The sequence below is a fragment of the Microlunatus parietis genome (genome assembly GCF_013407955.1).
Classification (GTDB): Bacteria; Actinomycetota; Actinomycetes; order Propionibacteriales; family Propionibacteriaceae; genus Microlunatus; species Microlunatus parietis.
Window position 1 is genome coordinate 521,968 of sequence record NZ_JACCBU010000001.1, and the last position, 17,923, is coordinate 539,890.

The window sequence follows — 17,923 nt, forward strand, 5'->3', positions numbered from 1 at the left end:
CGAACCGGTGTCGGGTGGAGATCCGCCGGGCGAACCGGCAGGATTCAGCACGACCTCGGACCAGCCACGACACAGGAGTCGATCATGACCGGACAGCCCGAGCCCGTGACCCGCCGGATGAAGCGGCTGGTGGACCCGATCCACCTGGTCGCGTACGGAAGCCACGAGCCGACCGAGGCGCTGGAGGCGCTCGGGCTCCGGCACAGCTATTGGGACGGCTACTTCGCCGGCCGGGCGGCGCCGCTGGGCCGGGCGCCGGCCGAGGTGGTGCACGCGGTGTTCTACAACTTCGCCGAGGGCGAGGTGGCCCGGCACATTCCGCGGGTCTGGACCGTCACCACGCCCGAGGCCGCCCTGGCCGCGCGGGAGCGGGGCTGCGCCGCGGCGCTGCGCCGGATCCTGGGCGACCTCGCCGACGGGCCGGCGGTCCCCCGCGCCGCGGACCTTATGGTCGCGGCGGCGGCAGGGGCGCCGACCGAGGCCCGCCCGTTGTTCGCCGGTCTTCGCGCGCTGCCCGTACCCGAGGAGCCGGTGGCCCGGCTCTGGCACAGCGCCACGCTGCTCCGCGAGTACCGCGGCGACTGCCACAACCTCGCCCTGGCCGTCGCCGGAATCGGCGGCACCGAGTCCCATCTGCTGCGCGCCCTGGCCGACGGCGCCCCGCCGCTGCAGGACGGCCGGGTCGCTCACCTGCCGGCCGAGAAGCTCGCGATGATCATGGACGGACTGCGGGCCCGCGGCCTGGTCGACGCCGACGACCGCATCACCGACGCGGGCCGGGATCTCCGGGAACGGATCGAGGAGATGACCGATGATCTTGACGCTCCCGCGTACGCGCACCTGGATCCGGCCGACCTCGACGCGTTGATCACCACCCTCGAACCGCTGGCCGGCGCCCTGGTCGCCGACTGACCGCGCCTGAGACACTCTGGGGATGAGTGATCAGGCCGAGGCCGGCCGGCTCGTCGACGCGATCCGAACCGGCGACGTCGCCGCGGTGGAGCAGGTGATCCGGGAGCACCCGGCGCTCGTCTCGGCCCGGCTCGACGGCGCCGGCCGGACCCCGCTGCACACCGCCACCGATTGGCCCGGCTACTTCCTGAACGGTCCGGCGATCGCCGTCGCGCCGGACACCCGCCATCAACTCCTCCACGATTGGCTGCGTACCCGAACGCCATGAACGCTCGCCCCGTACTGACGCTGAAGGATCTGAACCGCGCCACGCTGCACCGCCAGCTGCTGCTCGAGCGGGCCGGCGGTCCGGTGGCCGACGTCGTCGGTCGGGTCGCCGGGCTCCAGGCCCAACACGCGACCTGGCCGTACGTCGCACTCTGGACCCGCCGGCAGACCGCCGAGGTGTCCGAGCTGCAGGACGCCCTGGCCGAGGCCTTTGTGGTCAAGGCGACGGTGATGCGGACGACGCTGCATCTGGTCGACGCCGCGGACGTCCGGGCGTTCGATGCGTTGTCGGCGCTGCCGCGGTTGGCGACCTGGCAGCCGAGCGCGGCCCGGGCGGGGCTGGACCTGACCGAACTCAATGCGGAGGTACGGGACTTCTGCAGCGAGCCGCGCACCGTCGCCGAGATCGAGCAGCGGCTGAGCACGCTGCATCCGGGGATCGACCCGGCCGACCACATCCCGGGCGGGGTCCGCAACGGCTGGTTCCGGCTGGGTACGGCCGGCGGCGGGCTGGTGCACGTGCCGCCGAGCGGGTTCTGGAACGAGCATGGCAAGCCGAGCTATGTCGCCCTGGGCGGTTGGGTGCCCGGGGCCGACGGCGTGCCGGACCCGACGCCCGAGGAGGCGTTGCGGACCGGCGTCGAGCGCTTTCTCGCCGCGTACGGACCGGCCACTGCCGGCGACTTCATGCAGTGGTCCGGGCAGCGCCGGGTCGGTACGGTGCGGGCCGCTCTCAAGTCTCTCGGCGATCGGATCGTCGAGTACGACGGCCCGGGCGGGGAACCCTGGTTGGACCTGGCCGATCTGGACCGCGTGCCGGCCGACGTGCCGGCGCCGCCGCGTTTCCTGGCCCGCTGGGACAGCGCCCTGATCGCGTACGCCCCGAAGGCGCGGGCCCGCCTGGTCGACCCTGCCCACGTCGCCGCGGTCTACAAGAAGAACGGCGACGTCCTGCCCACGTTCCTGATCGACGGCCTGGTCGCCGGGCTGTGGTCCTGGGAGGCGACCGAAGACCGGGCGACCCTGCGCCTGGAACCGTTCGCGTCGCTCCGCCGCAAGGACCGGACCGCCCTCACCGAGGAGGCCGAACGTCTGCTCCGCTATGTCGCCCCGGACAGCCGAGACCATGAAGTCGGCTGGGCCGACTGATCGCCGTCAGGCCGCCGGAACTCCACGGCCGGTGCCAGCCGCGGCGGCCGACCCTCAGACGGCCATCTGGCGGGCGGTCGACGGAGTCGGTCTCGGCAGCTTCGTGGAGCCGGAGAGGAACTCGTCGACGGTCGCAGCGCAGGCGCGGCCCTCGGCGATCGCCCAGACGATCAGGGACTGGCCGCGGCCGGCGTCGCCACAGACGAAGACGCCGGCGCGTCCCGTGCTGTAGTCGTCGGCCCGCACGGCCAGCCCGCGCTAACCCGAAGTGGCGTCCAGCTCAGACAGCCGGCTGCCGAGCAGGCGCCGCTCGGGCTCGGAGGTGCAGCGTTCGAGCGCCCGCCGGTACGCGGCTGCCGCCTCCTTCGGGCGGCCGAGCCGGCCCAGCAGTTCGGCTCGCGTCGAATGCAGGTACGAGTAGCTGTCGAGGTCCAGGTCGTCCGTGATCTTCAGGGCTGCCTCGGTCTCGCCCGCCTGGGCCACGGCGACCGCACGGTTGAGCTCGACGACCGGCGATCCGGTCAGCAGGCCCAGCTCGCGGTAGAGGTCGGCCACCTGCGCCCAGTCGATCTCCGGCTCCGTCTGCAGCACCGCGATCGCAGCCTGGAGCACGTACGGTCCTCGAGCGCGGGCGATCGCCCGATCCAGCAGGGCGCGGCCCTCCATGATCAACTCGGTGTCCCACAATTCGCGATTCTGGTCGGCCAGCAGGATGATCTCGTCGTCGTCGGCACGACGAGCCGCCCGCCTGGAGTGATGGCACGCCATCAGCGCCAGGAGCCCGAGCGCCTCCGGCTCATCGGGCATCAAGATCGCCAGCATCCGGCCGAGTCGGATGGCCTCGTCGGCCAGCTCGCGCTGTCCCCCGTAACCCTCATTGAAGATCAGGTAGATCACCTTCAGCACGACCCCGAGCCGCTCGGGCAGCGCATGACCAGGGGGCACCCGGAACGGAATGCCGGCAGTCTTGATCTTGGACTTCGCCCGCGTCAGCCGCCTCTTCATCGTCTCCGACGAAACGAGGAACGACGCCGCGATCTGCTCCGTGGACAGTCCGCCCAGGGCCCGCAGGGTGAGCGCTACCTGAGCCTCCGGGGCGAGCGCGGGATGGCAGCACATGAAGATCAGCTCGAGCCGCTCGTCCGGTATAGCTGTCTCGATCATCTCGATCTCCTTGGCCTCGGGCCCGGCGAGCAGCGGCGCCTTCGACGCGAACAGACGATCCCGGCGCAGTCGATCGATGGCTCGGCGCCGGGCCGTCGTCACCAGCCAGGCACGCGGATTGTCCGGGGTGCCGTGGGTCGGCCACTTTTCGGCCGCGGTCGCAAAGGCCTCCTGGGTGGCTTCCTCGGCGAGATCGACATCGCCGAGGAAGCCCGCCAGTGAAGCGAGCACACGCCCCCATTCGGCGGCGAAGACCTCTTCGATCACACCGGGTAGGTGATCAGCGGCCTGATCTCCACCGACCCACCGAGCCGGGCGGCCGGAATCCGTGCGGCGACCTCGATCGCGGCGTCCAGGTCGTCGGCCTCGAGCAGGTAGTACCCGCCGAGCACCTCCTTGGTGTCCGCGAACGGCCCGTCGGTGACCAGCGCGTCACCGTCCTTGAGCCGGACCGTCGACGCGGTGTGCGCCGGCGCCAGATGCCCTCCGTCGACAACCCGGGGATCCGATCTGATCCCGAGGTACTCCGCGGAGATCGCCGCCTGCTCGTCCGTGGCGAGCGCCTCGAACGCACCGGGCAGCTCGTTGATCAGCAACGCGTATCTCATGATTCTCCTTCGCCGTCGGAACTTACCGTCACCCATCAGACGAACCCGACCAACGACAGGGGACAGCGAAGGGCGAACTCCTAGACCGCCATCTGCCTGGCGGTGGACGGAATCGGTCTCGGCAGCTTCGTGGAGCCGGAGAGGAACTCGTCGACGGTCGCGGCGCAGGCCCGGCCCTCGGCGATCGCCCAGACGATCAGGGACTGGCCACGGCCGGCGTCACCGCAGACGAAGACGCCGAGCGCCTCGGTGCTGTAATCCTCGGCCCGGACGGCCAGGCCGCGTTCGGTCCTGACGCCGAGTTGATCAAGAACGTCCGGCTCGGGGCCGGTGTAGCCCATCGACAGCAGGACCAGGTCGGCCGGGAACTCCCGGTCGGTCCCCTCGACCGGCGTGTTGACCCGGTTCTGCCGGACCACCTCGACGATCCGGAGCGCCCTCACATGATCATTCTCGTCGCCGACGAGCTCGGTGGTGGCGGCCTTGAACAGTCGCTCGCCGCCCTCCTCGTTGGCCGCCGAGGACCGGAAGATCCGCGGGTACGTCGGCCACGGCTCATGCGCCTCGCGCTGCTCCGGCGGAATGATGTTGTGCTCCAGCTGCAGGATCGACTTCGCACCCTGCCGGATCGCCGTACCGAGGCAGTCGGCGCCGGTGTCGCCGCCACCGATGATGATCACGTTCTTGCCCTCGGCGGTGATCTGGTCCGGCACCTCCTCGCCGAGCGAGGAGCGGTTGGCCTGGGTCAGATAGTCCATCGCGTAGTGCACGCCACCCAGCTCGGGATTCTTCGCCTCCAGCTGCCGCGGTACGGTCGCGCCGGTCGCGACGACCACCGCGTCGTAGCGCTGCCGCAACTGCTGGCCGGTCACGTCGACGCCGACCCGGACGTTGCAGCGGAAGTTCGTACCCTCGTCGCGCATCTGCCGGATCCGGCGGTCCAGCACCTTCTTCTCCAGCTTGAACTCCGGGATGCCGTACCGGAGCAGGCCGCCCGGCTTGTCGTCGCGTTCGAACACGGCGACCGTGTGCCCGGCCCGGGTCAGCTGCTGCGCGGCGGCCAGGCCGGCCGGTCCGGAGCCGATCACGGCCACGGTGCTGCCGGTGTGCCACTCCGGCGGCTGCGGCTCGACCCGGCGCTCGTCCCACGCCTTGTCGATGATCGCGACCTCGACGTTCTTGATCGTCACCGGTTCGTCGGCGATCGCCACCACGCAGGCGTCCTCGCACGGCGCCGGGCAGACCCGGCCGGTGAACTCGGGGAAGTTGTTGGTGGCGTGCAGGCGTTCCAGCGCCTCGGCCCAGTCGTCGCGCCAGACCAGGTCGTTCCACTCCGGGATCAGGTTGCCCAGCGGACAACCCGTGTGGCAGAAGGGAATGCCGCAGTCCATGCAGCGGCCGGCCTGATCGCTGATGATCGGCAGCAGGGCCCGGCCGGGCGTGCCCGGATAGACCTCGTTCCAGTCCTTGACGCGTTCGGCGACCGGGCGGCGCTCCGCCACCCGGCGGGGGTGCTTGAGGAATCCGCGCGGATCAGCCATGGTGATCACCGCCCTTCGGGCCCGGCCCTTCGACAAGCTCAGGGAGCGTTGTGGTGGTGAGCTCAGGGAGCGTTGTGGTGGTGAGCTCAGGGAACGTTGTGAGGTCAGCCATGAGCGGCCTCCATCATCCGTGTCGTTGTGGTCGCGTCGTCGAGGCCGTCGCGTTCCGCCTGTTCCCGAGCAGCGACCACCCGGGCGTAGTCGCGCGGCAGCACCTTGGTGAACCGCGCGCCGGCGGCGGCCCAGTCGGCCAGCAGGTCCTCGGCGACCGTCGAACCGGTGTTCTCGGCGTGCCGGGCGACCAGCCCGCGCAGCACCTCCAGGTCGGCCTCGGTCGGCGCGCCCGCGTCGACCAGTTCGGCGTTCAGCCGACCAAGATCAAGATCGAGGAAGTACCCGATCCCGCCGGACATGCCCGCGGCGACGTTGCGGCCGGTCTGGCCGAGCACGACCACGATGCCGCCGGTCATGTACTCCAGCGCATGATCACCGACGCCCTCGACGACGGCGGTCGCGCCGGAGTTGCGGACGCAGAAGCGTTCGCCGACCACGCCGCGCAGGAACAGCTCGCCGGACGTCGCGCCGTAGGCGATCACGTTGCCGGCGATGATGTTCTCCTCGGCGGTGAGCACCGCGTCCCGCGCCGGCCGGACCACGATCCGACCCCCGGACAGGCCCTTGCCCAGGTAGTCGTTGCTGTCGCCCTCCAGCCGCAGCGTCACCCCGGCCGGCAGGAACGCGCCGAAGCTCTGGCCGCCGCTGCCGGTGAGCGTGACGTCGATGGTGCCGTCGGGCAGCCCGACGCCGCCGGTCGCCTTGGTCACCTCGTGGCCGAGCCGGGTGCCGACGGTCCGGTGGATGTTGCGTACGTCGAGCTGGGCCCGGACCGGCGCTCCTTGATCAAGAGCGGGCCGGCAGATCTCGATCAGCTCCGTGTCCAGCGACGCCTCCAGCGCGTGATCCTGGGTGATCACCTGGCGCCGGTGCGCCCCTTCCGGCAGCTCCGGCAGGTGCAGGATCGGCGACAGGTCAAGACCGTGCGCCTTCCAGTGATCAACAGCCTTGGTCGCGTCCAGCAGTTCGACATGGCCGATCGCCTCGTCCAACGTACGGAAGCCCAACTCGGCCAGGTATTCCCGGACCTCCTCGGCGATGTACTCGAAGAAGTTGATCACGAACTCCGGCTTGCCGGTGAAGCGCTGGCGCAGCGTCTCGTTCTGGGTCGCGACGCCGACCGGGCAGGTGTCCAGATGGCAGACCCGCATCAGCACGCAGCCGCTGACCACGAGCGGCGCGGTGGCGAAGCCGAACTCCTCGGCCCCGAGCAGCGCGCCGATGATCACGTCCCGGCCGGTCTTCAGCTGGCCGTCGACCTGGACCACGATCCGGTCCCGCAGGCCGTTGATCAACAACGTCTGCTGGGTCTCGGCCAGGCCGAGCTCCCACGGGCCGCCGGCGTGCTTCAGCGAGGTCAGCGGCGCCGCGCCGGTGCCGCCGTCGTGGCCGGAGATCAACACCACATCGGCCTTCGCCTTGCTGACCCCGGCCGCGACCGTACCCACGCCGACCTCGGCGACCAGCTTGACGTGGATCCGGGCCGCCGGGTTGGCGCACTTCAGGTCGTGGATCAGCTGCTTGAGGTCCTCGATCGAATAGATGTCGTGGTGCGGCGGCGGCGAGATCAGGCCGACGCCCGGCGTCGAGTGCCGGGTCTTCGCCACCCACGGATAGACCTTGGGGCCGGGCAACTGGCCGCCCTCCCCCGGCTTGGCGCCCTGGGCGACCTTGATCTGGATGTCGTCGGCGTTGGTCAGGTAGTCCGACGTGACGCCGAACCGGCCGGACGCGACCTGCTTGATCGCGCTGCGCCGGACCGGGTCGTGCAGCCGGTCCGCGTCCTCGCCGCCCTCACCGGTGTTGGACTTGCCGCCGAGCCGGTTCATCGCGATCGCGAGGGTCTCGTGCGCCTCCTTGGAGATGGAGCCGTACGACATCGCGCCGGTGGAGAACCGCTTGACGATCTCGGAGACGGGCTCGACCTCCTCGATCGGGATCGAGGGCCGGTCGGACGTGAACTTGAGCAGGCCGCGCAGCGTCATCAGCCGCTCGGATTGATCATCGACCTGCCGGGTGTAGGTCTTGAAGATGTCGTATCGGCCGGCCCGGGTCGAGTGCTGCAGCCGGAACACGGTCTCGGGGTCGAACAGGTGCGGCTCGCCCTCGCGGCGCCACTGGTACTCGCCGCCGACCTCGAGCCGGCGGTGGGCCAGCGGGATGCCGTCCGACGGGTAGGCGCGCAGGTGCCGCTGCCGTACCTCTTCACTCAGCTCGCCGAGCCCGATCCCGCCCAGCTTCGACGTGGTGCCGGTGAAGTAGCGGTCCACCAGGTCCTGGGACAGGCCGAGCGCCTCGAAGATCTGCGCCCCCGTGTACGAGGCGACGGTGGAGACGCCCATCTTGCTCATCACCTTGAGCACGCCCTTGCCCAGGGCCTTGATCACGTTCTTGACCGCGTCCTCCGGTTCAAGATCAACAAAATCGCCCTGCCGGGCCAGGTCCTCCACCGATTCGATCGCCAGGTACGGGTTCACCGCGGCGGCCCCGTACCCGATCAGCAGCGCCACATGATGCACCTCGCGGACGTCGCCGGCCTCGACGATCAGGCCGACCTGGGTCCGGGTCTTCTCCCGGACCAGGTGGTGGTGGATCGCCGACGTCAGCAGCAGCGACGGGATCGGCGCCAGCTCGGCGGTCGAGTGCCGGTCGGACAGCACGATGATCCGGGCCCCGTCGGCGATCGCCGCGGACGTCTCGGCGCACAACTCCTCCAGCTTGGCCGCCAGCGCCTCGGCCCCGCCCGGCCCGCCGGAGGTGCCATGGACGTCGTACAGGCCGCGGATCACGTGCGTCGCGTAGCCCGGCATGTCGCCGTCGCGGTTGATGTGCCTGATCTTGACCAGGTCGTCGGAGTCGATCACCGGGAACGGCAGCACCACCCGGCGGCAGGACCGCGGGCCCGGCTCGAGCAGGTTGTGCTCCGGCCCGATCGTGTTGTAGAGCGAGGTGACCAGTTCCTCGCGGATCGCGTCCAGCGGCGGGTTGGTCACCTGCGCGAACAGCTGGGAGAAGTAGTCGAACAGCAGCCGCGGACGCTCGCTGAGCACCGCCACCGGCGTGTCCGTACCCATCGAACCGATCGGCTCGGTGCCCGCGTTCGCCATCGGGGCGAGGATCCGACGCAGCTCCTCCTCGGTGTAGCCGAAGATCTGCTGCCGCCTCGTGACGGACGCGTGGCTGTGCCGGACGTGCTCGCGCTCGGGCAGGTCGGACAGGGCGATCCGGCCGCCGACCAGCCACTCGCCGTACGGCGCGGCCGTGGCCAGCGTGCCCTTCACCTCGTCGTCGTCGATGATCCGGTGCTCGGCCAGATCGGCCAGGAACATCTTGCCCGGCTGCAGCCGACCCTTCTTGATCACCTTCTCGGCCGGCAGGTCCAGCACGCCCGACTCCGACGCGAGCACGACGAGACCGTCGTCGGTGACCCAGAACCGGCCCGGCCGCAGCCCGTTGCGGTCCAGCACGGCACCGATCTGGGTGCCGTCGGTGAAGACGACGCAGGCCGGGCCGTCCCACGGCTCCATCAGGCAGGAGTGGAAGGCGTAGAAGTCCTTCCGGGCCCGGTCCATCTCGGCGTTGTTCTCCCACGCCTCCGGGATCATCATCAGCACGGCGTGCGGCAGCGACCGGCCGCCGAGGTGCAGCAGCTCGACCACCTGGTCGAACGACGCCGAGTCGGACTCGCCGGGCGTGATGATCGGGAACAGCCGCTCCAGGTCGCCGGGCAGCAGGTTGCTGCGCAGCAGGGCCTCGCGGGCCCGCATCCAGTTCCGGTTGCCCATCACGGTGTTGATCTCGCCGTTGTGCGCGATCATCCGGAACGGGTGGGCGAGCTCCCAGGCCGGGAACGTGTTGGTGGAGAACCGGGAGTGCACGATCGCCAGCGCGCTGGCCAGCCGCTCGTCGTGCAGCTCGGGGAACACCAGCTCGAGCTGTTCGGTGGTCAGCATTCCCTTGTAGACAAGGGTTCGGCAGGACAGCGACGACATGTAGACGCCGACCTCGTTCTGCACCCGGCGGCGCAGGCAGTACGCGAGCCGCTCCAGCGCGATGCCCATCAGTGGGGTCGGCCGGGCCGCCACGAACAGTTGCTCGAACCGCGGCATCGCATCCCGGGAGACGTTGCTCAGCGACGTCGTGTCGGTCGGCACCACGCGCCAGCCCAGGACCGCGAGGCTCTCCTCCTCGGCCAGCCGCTCGATCTGGGCGCGGGCCTTGGCCGCGTCCTCCTCGTCAGTCGGCAGGAAGGCGTGCCCGACCGCGTAGCCGCCCGGGCGGGGCAGGTCAAAGCCGGCCTCGGCGCGGAGGAACTCGTCGGGGACCTGGATCAGGATGCCGGCGCCGTCGCCGGTGCCCGGGTCGGCGCCGGTCGCGCCACGATGATCGAGATTACGCAGCGCCTCCAGGCCCTGCTCGACGATGGTGTGGGTCGCCTCGCCGGACAGCGTCGCGACGAACGCCACTCCGCAGGCGTCGTGTTCGTACGCGGGGTCGTAGAGGCCCTCCGCCGGTCGAGCCGGAAGAGTTCGGGACAGCCGTACAGGCGCGTTCTTCATCGTCGGTACTCCCGTCGTCGAGGCCGGTGGCGGAGCCCAGGGACGGGGACTCTGCCGAGCGAAGCGAGCGAACCCCCTTCGTCCCCCGTCGTTCGCACTCCGCGAAACGGACCGGTTGCCTTGCGGCGTCTTGCCTTGCGGCGTCGGTGCACCCCGGAGGCGGCGCTGGCCAGGAGTGGTCCGGGCGATGCTAACCCAGCCCATTGGGCATCCTGGAACGGTTTTGCTCCGTGATCAGTGCACTCACACCGCATCACGTGCAACAACCTCGCGCCCAGGTCGGCACGCCCCCGAAGATTCCCGACCCGATCAGGTCCGGTTGCAGCACATCTTTCACACTGGGGCGCCTCGGTGTGACACCCCTCACCCGCCCGCGGGATGCTGCGAACGGCACCCATGATCCTATCGCGGTGTACCTGGGCCACTTCTTACCTGAGGACCGACTGGTACGGCCCTCCGGGTGCTGTCGGCCCTGGTCGGTAGCGTGCCGGCATGCATCGAAGTCGAGTCGGCGTCGTTCTGATCGATCACCCGCGGCCGCGGTCGGAGGCGACGCAGCGGTTCTGGGAGGCGGCGGTCGGAGTGCCGGCCGCTGATCCCTCGAAGACGTACGGGAGCCTCGGTTGGCTGGACGGGGTGGAGTTCGCGTTCCAGCATCTCGAGGAGGGCGCGCCGCGGGTGCACCTGGACGTCGAGTCGGACGACGTGGCGGCCGAGGTCGCCCGGCTGGTCGGGCTCGGGGCGTCGGTCCGGGTCGATCACGGCGAGTACGCGGAGCTCGCGGACCCCGACGGGCTGGTCTTCTGCGTGGTGCCGGTGCAGACCGGTCCGGCCCGGTTCCGGGCGGGCGCTGTCGGACGGTCCGGGCCGGGCGAGGACGGTGTGGACTGGTGGGCCTGGCAGCGGAGCTGGGACCGGCAGCAGGAGGCGTTCCTGCCGGACCGGGAGGAACGGTTGGCCGCCCTGTTCGACGCGGTGGAGGCGACGGCCGGGACCGAGCCGCGGGTGCTGGACCTGGCCGGCGGCACCGGTTCGATCACGATCCGGCTGCTGGAGCGCTTCGCCGGCGCGTCGGCGGTGCTGGTGGACGCCGATCCGGCACTGCTGCGGATCGCCGAACACACGATCGGCCGGAACGATCGGGTACGGATCGCGCGCGCCGACCTGCGTGACCCCGGCTGGGTCGAGGCCCTGCCCGACTCCGCGGGTCCCTTCGATGCCGTACTCACCGCGACGGCGCTGCACTGGTTCACCCGGGCGCGAATCGTCGGGCTCTACGGCGAGTTGGCCGGGCTGCTGCGGCCCGGCGGCCTGTTCGGCAACGCGGACCACATGCCCGACCCGGGCCTGCCCGCCCTGTCGGCCCGACTCGCCGACCTCGCCGAGCGGCGCCGCGAGCAGGCCTATCGCGACGGCGTCGCGGAGACCTGGCCCGGCTGGTGGCAACGGGCCCGCGAGTCGGCCGAACTGGGCGACGCCGTCGCCGAGCGGGACCTGATCTTCGGTGATCCGGACCCGGACCGGTGGAAGCCCACCCACGACCGTCAACTCGAGGCGCTGCGCGACGCAGGATTCGGCGAGGTCGGGTTAGTCTGGCGCGGCGGATCGGACGCCGCCTTCGTCGCGGTCCGGCCGGACTGATCGTCACCACGGAGGGGAAACGACCGATGTTGATCTGTGCCACCTGTGCCGTCGAGTACGACGAGCCGACGCCCGACGTCTGCCCGATCTGCGACGACGAACGCCAGTGGGTGCCGGCCGACGGGCAGCGCTGGACCGACCTGGCGAAGCTGGCCGGCGAGGGCCGCTCGATCACCTGGACCGACCGCGAGCCGAACCTGGTCGCGCTGGCCGCCGATCCCGGCGTCGGCATCGGCCAGACCGCCGAGTTGATCACCACCCCGGCCGGCTCGCTGCTCTGGGATCCGCTCGGCTTCATCGACGACCAGACCGTCGAGAAGGTCCGGGCCAAGGGCCCGGTGCTGGCGATCGCGGCCAGCCACCCGCACACGTTCGGCGTCCAATTGGAGTGGGCGGCCGCCCTCGACGCACCGGTACTGGTCTGCGAGGCCGACAAGGAATGGCTCGGCCGGACCGGGTCGGCGGTCGAGTTCTGGTCCGACCGACGCGACCTCACCGACGGGCTGTCGCTGCACCAGGTCGGCGGCCACTTCCCCGGCAGTTGCGTCGCCGTCTGGGCCGCCGGTGCCGAGGGCCGCGGCATCCTGTTCGCCGGAGACACCGTCTTCCCGAACCCGGACCGCACCTCCCTCGGCTTCCTGCGCAGCTACCCCAACAAGATCCCGCTCTCCGCCGCCGTCGTCGACCGCGTCGCGACCCGGCTGGGCGAGTTCACCTTCGACCGGATCATCGGCAACTTCGGCAACACCGTCGCCGCCGGCGGCCAGGAGATCCTGCGCCGCTCCGCCGACCGCCACATCGCCTGGGTCCGAGGCGACTTCGACCACCTCACCTGACCCTGAGAGGCGCATCCCGGCAACCGGTCGCGGGGGACCGGAGTCAGCGGACGGCGGCCAGCAGGCGATCGCAGGCCTCCGACCAGTCGACCGTGCCATCGAGGTAGCCGGTCCAGGCCTCGGTGACCGGACGGCGGAAGTGTGGCCAGGCTCGGTCGAAGAGGCCGGTCGCTTCCAGGTAGGGCTGATGATCAACGCCGATGCTGGCCAACGCTCGCCGTACCGTCTCGCCGGTCAGCAGGAACAGGACGACGTGCCAGAGATCGCCGTGCCCCTTGCGGGACGGATCGATCCGATTCCGGAGCGCGCAGATGAGTGGCCAGGCCAGCAGGTGGCTCGCCTCGTGCAACACGATCTCCACGGTCAGCCAGTCGCGCTGGTGTGGATGCGTGGTCATACAGGAGATGTGGGCCGGCCGCGGTGTCGTGTACGCCGGCAGGGCGTAGCCCACCCAGACCGCGTCGACCCGTATCGGGCCTTCAGGCCAGGGTTCGCGGAAGACCCGTTCCAACTCGTTCAGGACGTCCGGCAGCAGGGGGCTCAGCCGCTCGTGCACCGCCTGCGACCAGTCCTTGTTGATCTTGTCGTGCACGGGCCAGTCGGTTTCCGCGTACGGCTCGCGCAACGGCTCGAACACCTCGGACCAGCCCGCCGGTGCCGAACCGTCACCGAACGCGAGCAGGGTCTTCAGCGCTGACAGCTCCGGGTCGGAGAGCAGATCGCGCTCCGCGAACCGCCCCCGGTAGTACGTCACCGCCCGCTCGAACTCCGGCCGGCCGTTCAGGACCAGTTCGCCCGGCACCGATTGCGCCCGAGCCCGTCCCGGCACGCCTCCGAACGCGGCGGCGTAGAGCAGGTGATGCAGGTTGAGGTCGAGATCACTGACGTACTCGAACGGAGCCATCGCCTGATCGTAGGTGAGCGAGATCTCACCCGGCGTCGTTGATCTTCCTCAGGCAACCGAATGCTTGGTAGACAGGGCGGCGCGTTCCTAGAGTTCTCCGAAAAGGGAGCGAGGTGAGTCGTTGACTGCAGGGTTGCGCGAGATCGGGTCATCGGTCCTCGTGCTGCTGCTGGTGTTCGCTCTGGCGGTCGGCGGCATCGCGGCCGTCTGGTTTCCGCTCGATTCCATGATCAGCAACGGCGAGACGGACGGCGAGGTCATCTTCGGCTCGGTACTGCTGATGATCTTGGGCGCCGGCACGCTGGTCTTCGCCGTGATGATCGCGATCGCCTTTCCCGGGCGCGATCGGCAGCCGCACCGGATCGCCGTCGGTGTGGTCGCCCTGATCGCGGCTGCCGGAGTCGGTACGGCGTTCGTGGTGATCACCTATCCCGGCGGGCTGCCGGACGACGTCTATCGGTTGGACAAGGCCTGCGCGGGAGCTACGTACGGCAACGCGGCGCCCTACGCGGGTCCGGCGCCGCACCCGGTCACGGTGCAGATGCCGACCCAGTCCGGCCAACTGTCGACCGAGACGCTGGAACTGCCGGACGGGTCGACTGGCGGGCGGCGGATCCCGAGGATCCGAAGGCCGTGCAACTGGTCGCCTGCGGCGACGTGGAGAGTGAGCAGCGGTCCGCCGAACTGACCTGCGGCCCCTACAGCCCGGGTGGCATCGGACCCGGAAGCTCAGTGCCGATGGTGCGAACGACCTACCGGATCCGCGTCTACGAACCTCCGCACCCATCGCGAGCTGCGCTCGGTCGTCGTCGAGGGCGAGGACACCGAGTGTCCCGAGTGGACCAGTTCACCGCCGCCGGACCGGATGCTGAGCGAACTCAGCGCCACCCAATGGCAAACCGTCCTGGCCGACCTGGTCAACGCCGAACTCGCCTGAACCGGGAACGTACGGACCGCGCAGGAGCGGCGCCAGCTCCTCACCAGCACCACAACCGACCTCGTGCCACTGAGGATCGGCAGCGGAGACCTACTCGGTGCCGCAAGAGCTTGGAGGCTGTAGCCGTCGAAGCTCGGCGCCCCGCCGATGCCGCCCAGCATGCCCGCGGTCAGGGCGCTCTCGTCCTCCTGGGTCATCCTCGGTCGAGGCTTCGCCCTCAGTGGCATGTCGGCGTCGGCCGGCTCGCCAGCGGCGCGCAGCCTGCCCGCGGTCAGGGCACTCCAGTCCTCGTGGGTTCGTCCTCGTTCGAGGCTTCGCCCTCGGTCGCGCATCGGCGTCCGCTCGGCTCGCCCACCGGAGCCGCGCTGCCTGCCCGCGGTCAGGGCGGTCTGGTCTCCTGGGTCCATCCTCGGTCGAGGCTTCGTCCTCGGCGGCGCGTCTGCGTCCGCCGGCTCGCCAGCGGCGCGCAGCGTGCCCACGATCAGGCGCTCTGATCCTCGTCGGTTCATCCTCGGTCGAGGCTCGTCCTCGGTCGGTGCATCGGCGTCCGCCGGCTCGCCGATCCCAGCCGACTCGGCCGCGTCCTTCGACTCGCCGGAATGATCATCGACTGCTGGCGGCGATGTCGACCACCTCACCTGACGTGTCCCGGGTCCAGGGGCATGGCGACACCCCTATCGCAGGGCGGTTTGATGCCGCCCTTCGACAGGGCTCCGCGATTTGTTCAGGTGATCGGGTCTGCGGCGGTCCAGACGGCGTGGGCGAACGGGCCGTGACCAAGATCGAAAGTGCCGGAGTAGTTGGTGATCTGGACATCGCCGTGGGGTGATTTGAAGATCATCGTGTCCGGCTCGGGTTGTCGTCGCTGCCAGCCGCCGAACGTGACCGCGCGATGCTCCCGCTTCGCCAGCGGGGTCAGTTTGGCGATGTCGGTCTGGCCCGGCGGACCAGCCGACCGGTAGGGCTGGGTGTGATCAAACTCCAGCCGCCCGGTCGCGGTCGACCACGGGAACCGCGAGCCCGGCCGCGCGAACCGCAGATAACGCTTGTGCCGCGGCGGAATCTGATAGTCGTCGACCGGGGCTGGGGTGTCGTTGAGGTTGATCACCGGCACCACCTTGACCCGATCATGACCGAGCCAGTCCTTCACTACACCCTTCAGCACGGGTCCGATGCCGGGCACCCGGCAGATCCCATGCTCGCCCGCCAGGGTTTCGGCGGCGATGTGCACGATCAAGGTCGAGGTCGGCACCAGCAGGGCCGGGTCCAGTTTCGCCACGATCTGCTCGACGGCGGCCTTGAAGACGGCCGCCTTGGCGTCTGCCTCGGTGTCGATGATCTTGGCCGGCTGGTCCCGCAGGGACGGGTGGAGCTCGGACTCCTCCAACGGCTCGTGCTCGTCCTCACCGTCGACCGGTAGGACAGCTTCGGCGAACGCCTCGCCGAACAGATCCGGCTGACGATACTCCGCCAGCAGCCGTGACGCCTCCAACTCGTTGGCCAGCAACGCCAACCCCGCCGCCCGCCGTTCGTCCGGCGTCCGCCCATCCGGCGGCAACGCATCAGCGAGCTCTTGGATCCGGCCGAACAACCGAACCGCATCCGGCGGCTGCAACCGCGCGAACAGTCCCTTCAAACCCTCGTCGTTGGTCTGCGACAGCCACACGCCGAGTTGCTTCTTCCGCTCCGCGGCTTCGCGTTCCAGCCGGGGGCCGTCGACTCTCGCCATGGCCGCCTCGGTCAGGTTCTGCAGTTTCTGCTGCCCGACCAGCCCGGCCACTCCGGCGAGTTCCTCGTCGACCTGGAGCGCCATCTCCAGGGTGAGGTCGTGGGTCTGCCGAGCGATGCTGCGTGCCTGCCAGCCTTCGACCTCGCACCTCATCGTCTTCTCCCACAGCAGCGGGAGTCGGTGCCGCAGGTCGAGGACTTCACCGACGAACTTCATACACGCGTAGTCGCTCTTCTTGATCTTGACCGCGAGCTCCTCCAGGGCAAGATCATGAACCTCGGGCGTGCCCTCACCACCCGGCCGGACACCGCGCGGACCACCGGGCAGGGCCAACTCGTCGGGGTGGATCGAGTCGGCCGAGTTCGCATCAGCCCACGCCGCGGTCCAGGCCAGCAACGCATTCTCGGCCTCGACCTTGGCCCGCAGCGTTTCGGCGGCAGCCTTGAGGATGTCGTCGGTCGCGTACCCGACGACCCGCTCCTCCAACGACTCGAACATGAGTTCTATTCTAGTCGAGATGGCCGACAAACACCAATAAAACAAGGGAATCCAGGGGATCACGTCGCTGCGGAGTGGCCAGATTTCGGCTCTTCGCAGTTAAGGGTGTATTCCGGTCGACGCGTCGGTGGCCGGGTAGGGGTCGAGGTCTCCCGAGGATGGGGGCGACTATGACCTCGGGCTCGAAGTGCTCGGGCAGCGGTTGGTGCCCGATCGGGCGATTCTCCGGTGCCGGGTTGTCGAGCCCGACAGATGGTGTCGTTGCTGCGGATGCCCTGGCGCGGCCAGGGACACGGTGGTCCGGCGGTTGGCGCACGAGCCGTTCGGGCGGCGGCCCACGGTGTTGTAGGTCAGCCTCCGCCGATACCGTTGTAACGCCGCCTCCGACGACCCGGAACACGGACCGACGACGCGCCGCGAGCCGTCAGTCGCCGACGCTGCCGTCGATCATCTCGCGCAGGATGTCCGCGTGGCCCGCGTGCCGGGCGGTCTCCACGATCACGTGCAGGTACATCCACGTCAGCTCCCTGCCCCGCGGTGTGGTGACGGCGTAGTCGAGGCTGTGCTGGGCGGCGATCTCGCGGGAGCGGTCGCACTCCGCCTGGTAGGCGGCGATGACGTCGTCGAGCTTCTCGTTCGGCTCCAGCCGCAGGTCGGCCTCCGGGTCTGCGTCGGTCCACGGCGGCGCGGGCAGCTCCGCGGCGGGGATCTGCCCGATCTGCTCGGCGAACCCGCCCAGTTCCACCCACCGCAGGTGTTTGATCAGGCCGCCGAGGTTGGTGCCGGTCGGCACCGGGCTGCGCCGGGCGTCCTCCTCCGACACCCCGCGGGCCTTGCGCACGACGGCGTCGCGCAGGTAATCCAGGAACGTCTCGAGCTGCTCGCGCTCGCTGGCGGCGAACACGCTGCCGAGGATCTCACCGGGTCTAGTCATGGCCGGAACGTAGCACGCGGGCCGACCCTCGCACGGTGGCTATTTTTGGGCTCTTCGCAGTCGCAGTTGAGGGTGTAATCCGGTCGGCGCGTCGGTGGCCGGGTAGGGGTCGAGGTCTCCCGAGGATGGA

The 17,923-nt window shown here is 70.0% G+C and carries 13 protein-coding genes and 2 pseudogenes; 7 read left to right on the forward strand and 8 right to left on the reverse strand.

Annotated features, from left to right (window positions below; all coding sequences use genetic code 11):
- The first annotated feature begins 84 nt into the window (after window positions 1-84).
- From BKA15_RS02550 to BKA15_RS02560, 3 genes are read left to right on the forward strand one after another with little or no spacing between them, the layout of a single operon-like run.
- Entirely contained in the window at window positions 85-912 is an 828-nt protein-coding gene (locus BKA15_RS02550; RefSeq protein ID WP_179747953.1) for an SCO6745 family protein, read from the forward strand.
- A 22-nt stretch (window positions 913-934) separates the two neighbouring features.
- Entirely contained in the window at window positions 935-1,180 is a 246-nt protein-coding gene (locus BKA15_RS02555; protein WP_179747954.1) for a hypothetical protein, read from the forward strand.
- Window positions 1,177-2,328: a winged helix DNA-binding domain-containing protein gene (locus BKA15_RS02560; protein WP_179747955.1), complete on the forward strand. Its 1,152-nt coding sequence runs from the start codon at window positions 1,177-1,179 to the stop codon at window positions 2,326-2,328. Before BKA15_RS02555 ends, BKA15_RS02560 begins: the two co-directional genes overlap by 4 nt.
- A gap of 54 nt (window positions 2,329-2,382) precedes the next feature.
- Here BKA15_RS02560 and gltD read toward each other — a convergent pair.
- The 5 genes and pseudogenes from gltD to gltB all read right to left on the reverse strand — a co-directional run.
- Window positions 2,383-2,586 (reverse strand): annotated as a pseudogene (gene gltD / locus BKA15_RS02565) (glutamate synthase); the annotation flags it as partial.
- The gene (locus tag BKA15_RS02570; protein WP_179747956.1) at window positions 2,587-3,759 is read right to left on the reverse strand and encodes an RNA polymerase sigma factor; all 1,173 of its coding nucleotides are present in this window, start codon (window positions 3,757-3,759) and stop codon (window positions 2,587-2,589) included.
- Window positions 3,756-4,100 carry a YciI family protein gene (locus BKA15_RS02575; RefSeq protein WP_179747957.1) on the reverse strand — a complete coding sequence of 115 codons (345 nt, stop codon included), beginning with the start codon at window positions 4,098-4,100 and terminating at the stop codon, window positions 3,756-3,758. The genes BKA15_RS02570 and BKA15_RS02575 overlap by 4 nt, the downstream gene beginning before the upstream one ends.
- A gap of 80 nt (window positions 4,101-4,180) precedes the next feature.
- Complete coding sequence (locus BKA15_RS02580) at window positions 4,181-5,641, reverse strand: glutamate synthase subunit beta (protein WP_179747958.1); 1,461 nt, start codon at window positions 5,639-5,641, stop codon at window positions 4,181-4,183.
- Window positions 5,642-5,745: 104 nt separating this feature from the next.
- Window positions 5,746-10,314, reverse strand: a complete 4,569-nt coding sequence (gltB, locus tag BKA15_RS02585) for a glutamate synthase large subunit (protein WP_179747959.1) — start codon at window positions 10,312-10,314, stop codon at window positions 5,746-5,748.
- 492 nt (window positions 10,315-10,806) lie between these two features.
- Here gltB and BKA15_RS02590 point away from each other — a divergent pair, with 492 nt between their 5' ends.
- Both BKA15_RS02590 and BKA15_RS02595 read left to right on the forward strand, forming a co-directional pair.
- The gene (locus BKA15_RS02590) at window positions 10,807-11,955 is read left to right on the forward strand and encodes a VOC family protein (protein WP_179747960.1); all 1,149 of its coding nucleotides are present in this window, start codon (window positions 10,807-10,809) and stop codon (window positions 11,953-11,955) included.
- Window positions 11,956-11,981: 26 nt separating this feature from the next.
- A complete protein-coding gene (locus tag BKA15_RS02595; RefSeq protein WP_179747961.1) occupies window positions 11,982-12,791 on the forward strand; it encodes an MBL fold metallo-hydrolase in 810 nt (269 codons plus the stop codon).
- 43 nt (window positions 12,792-12,834) lie between these two features.
- Here the strand turns inward: BKA15_RS02595 and BKA15_RS02600 are convergent, their stop codons facing one another.
- A complete protein-coding gene (locus BKA15_RS02600) occupies window positions 12,835-13,695 on the reverse strand; it encodes a hypothetical protein (protein ID WP_179747962.1) in 861 nt (286 codons plus the stop codon).
- A gap of 121 nt (window positions 13,696-13,816) precedes the next feature.
- On the opposite strand from BKA15_RS02600, the gene BKA15_RS02605 reads away from it, so the two are divergent.
- Entirely contained in the window at window positions 13,817-14,383 is a 567-nt protein-coding gene (locus BKA15_RS02605; RefSeq protein WP_179747963.1) for a hypothetical protein, read from the forward strand.
- A 973-nt stretch (window positions 14,384-15,356) separates the two neighbouring features.
- On the opposite strand, the gene BKA15_RS02610 is transcribed toward BKA15_RS02605, so the two are convergent.
- Entirely contained in the window at window positions 15,357-16,859 is a 1,503-nt protein-coding gene (locus BKA15_RS02610; protein ID WP_179747964.1) for a DUF222 domain-containing protein, read from the reverse strand.
- 172 nt (window positions 16,860-17,031) lie between these two features.
- On the opposite strand from BKA15_RS02610, the pseudogene BKA15_RS02615 reads away from it, so the two are divergent.
- Window positions 17,032-17,205 (forward strand): annotated as a pseudogene (locus BKA15_RS02615) (ISL3 family transposase); the annotation flags it as partial.
- A 78-nt stretch (window positions 17,206-17,283) separates the two neighbouring features.
- Here BKA15_RS02615 and BKA15_RS02620 read toward each other — a convergent pair.
- The gene (locus BKA15_RS02620) at window positions 17,284-17,793 is read right to left on the reverse strand and encodes a DinB family protein (RefSeq protein WP_179747965.1); all 510 of its coding nucleotides are present in this window, start codon (window positions 17,791-17,793) and stop codon (window positions 17,284-17,286) included.
- Between the last annotated feature and the right edge of the window lie 130 nt (window positions 17,794-17,923).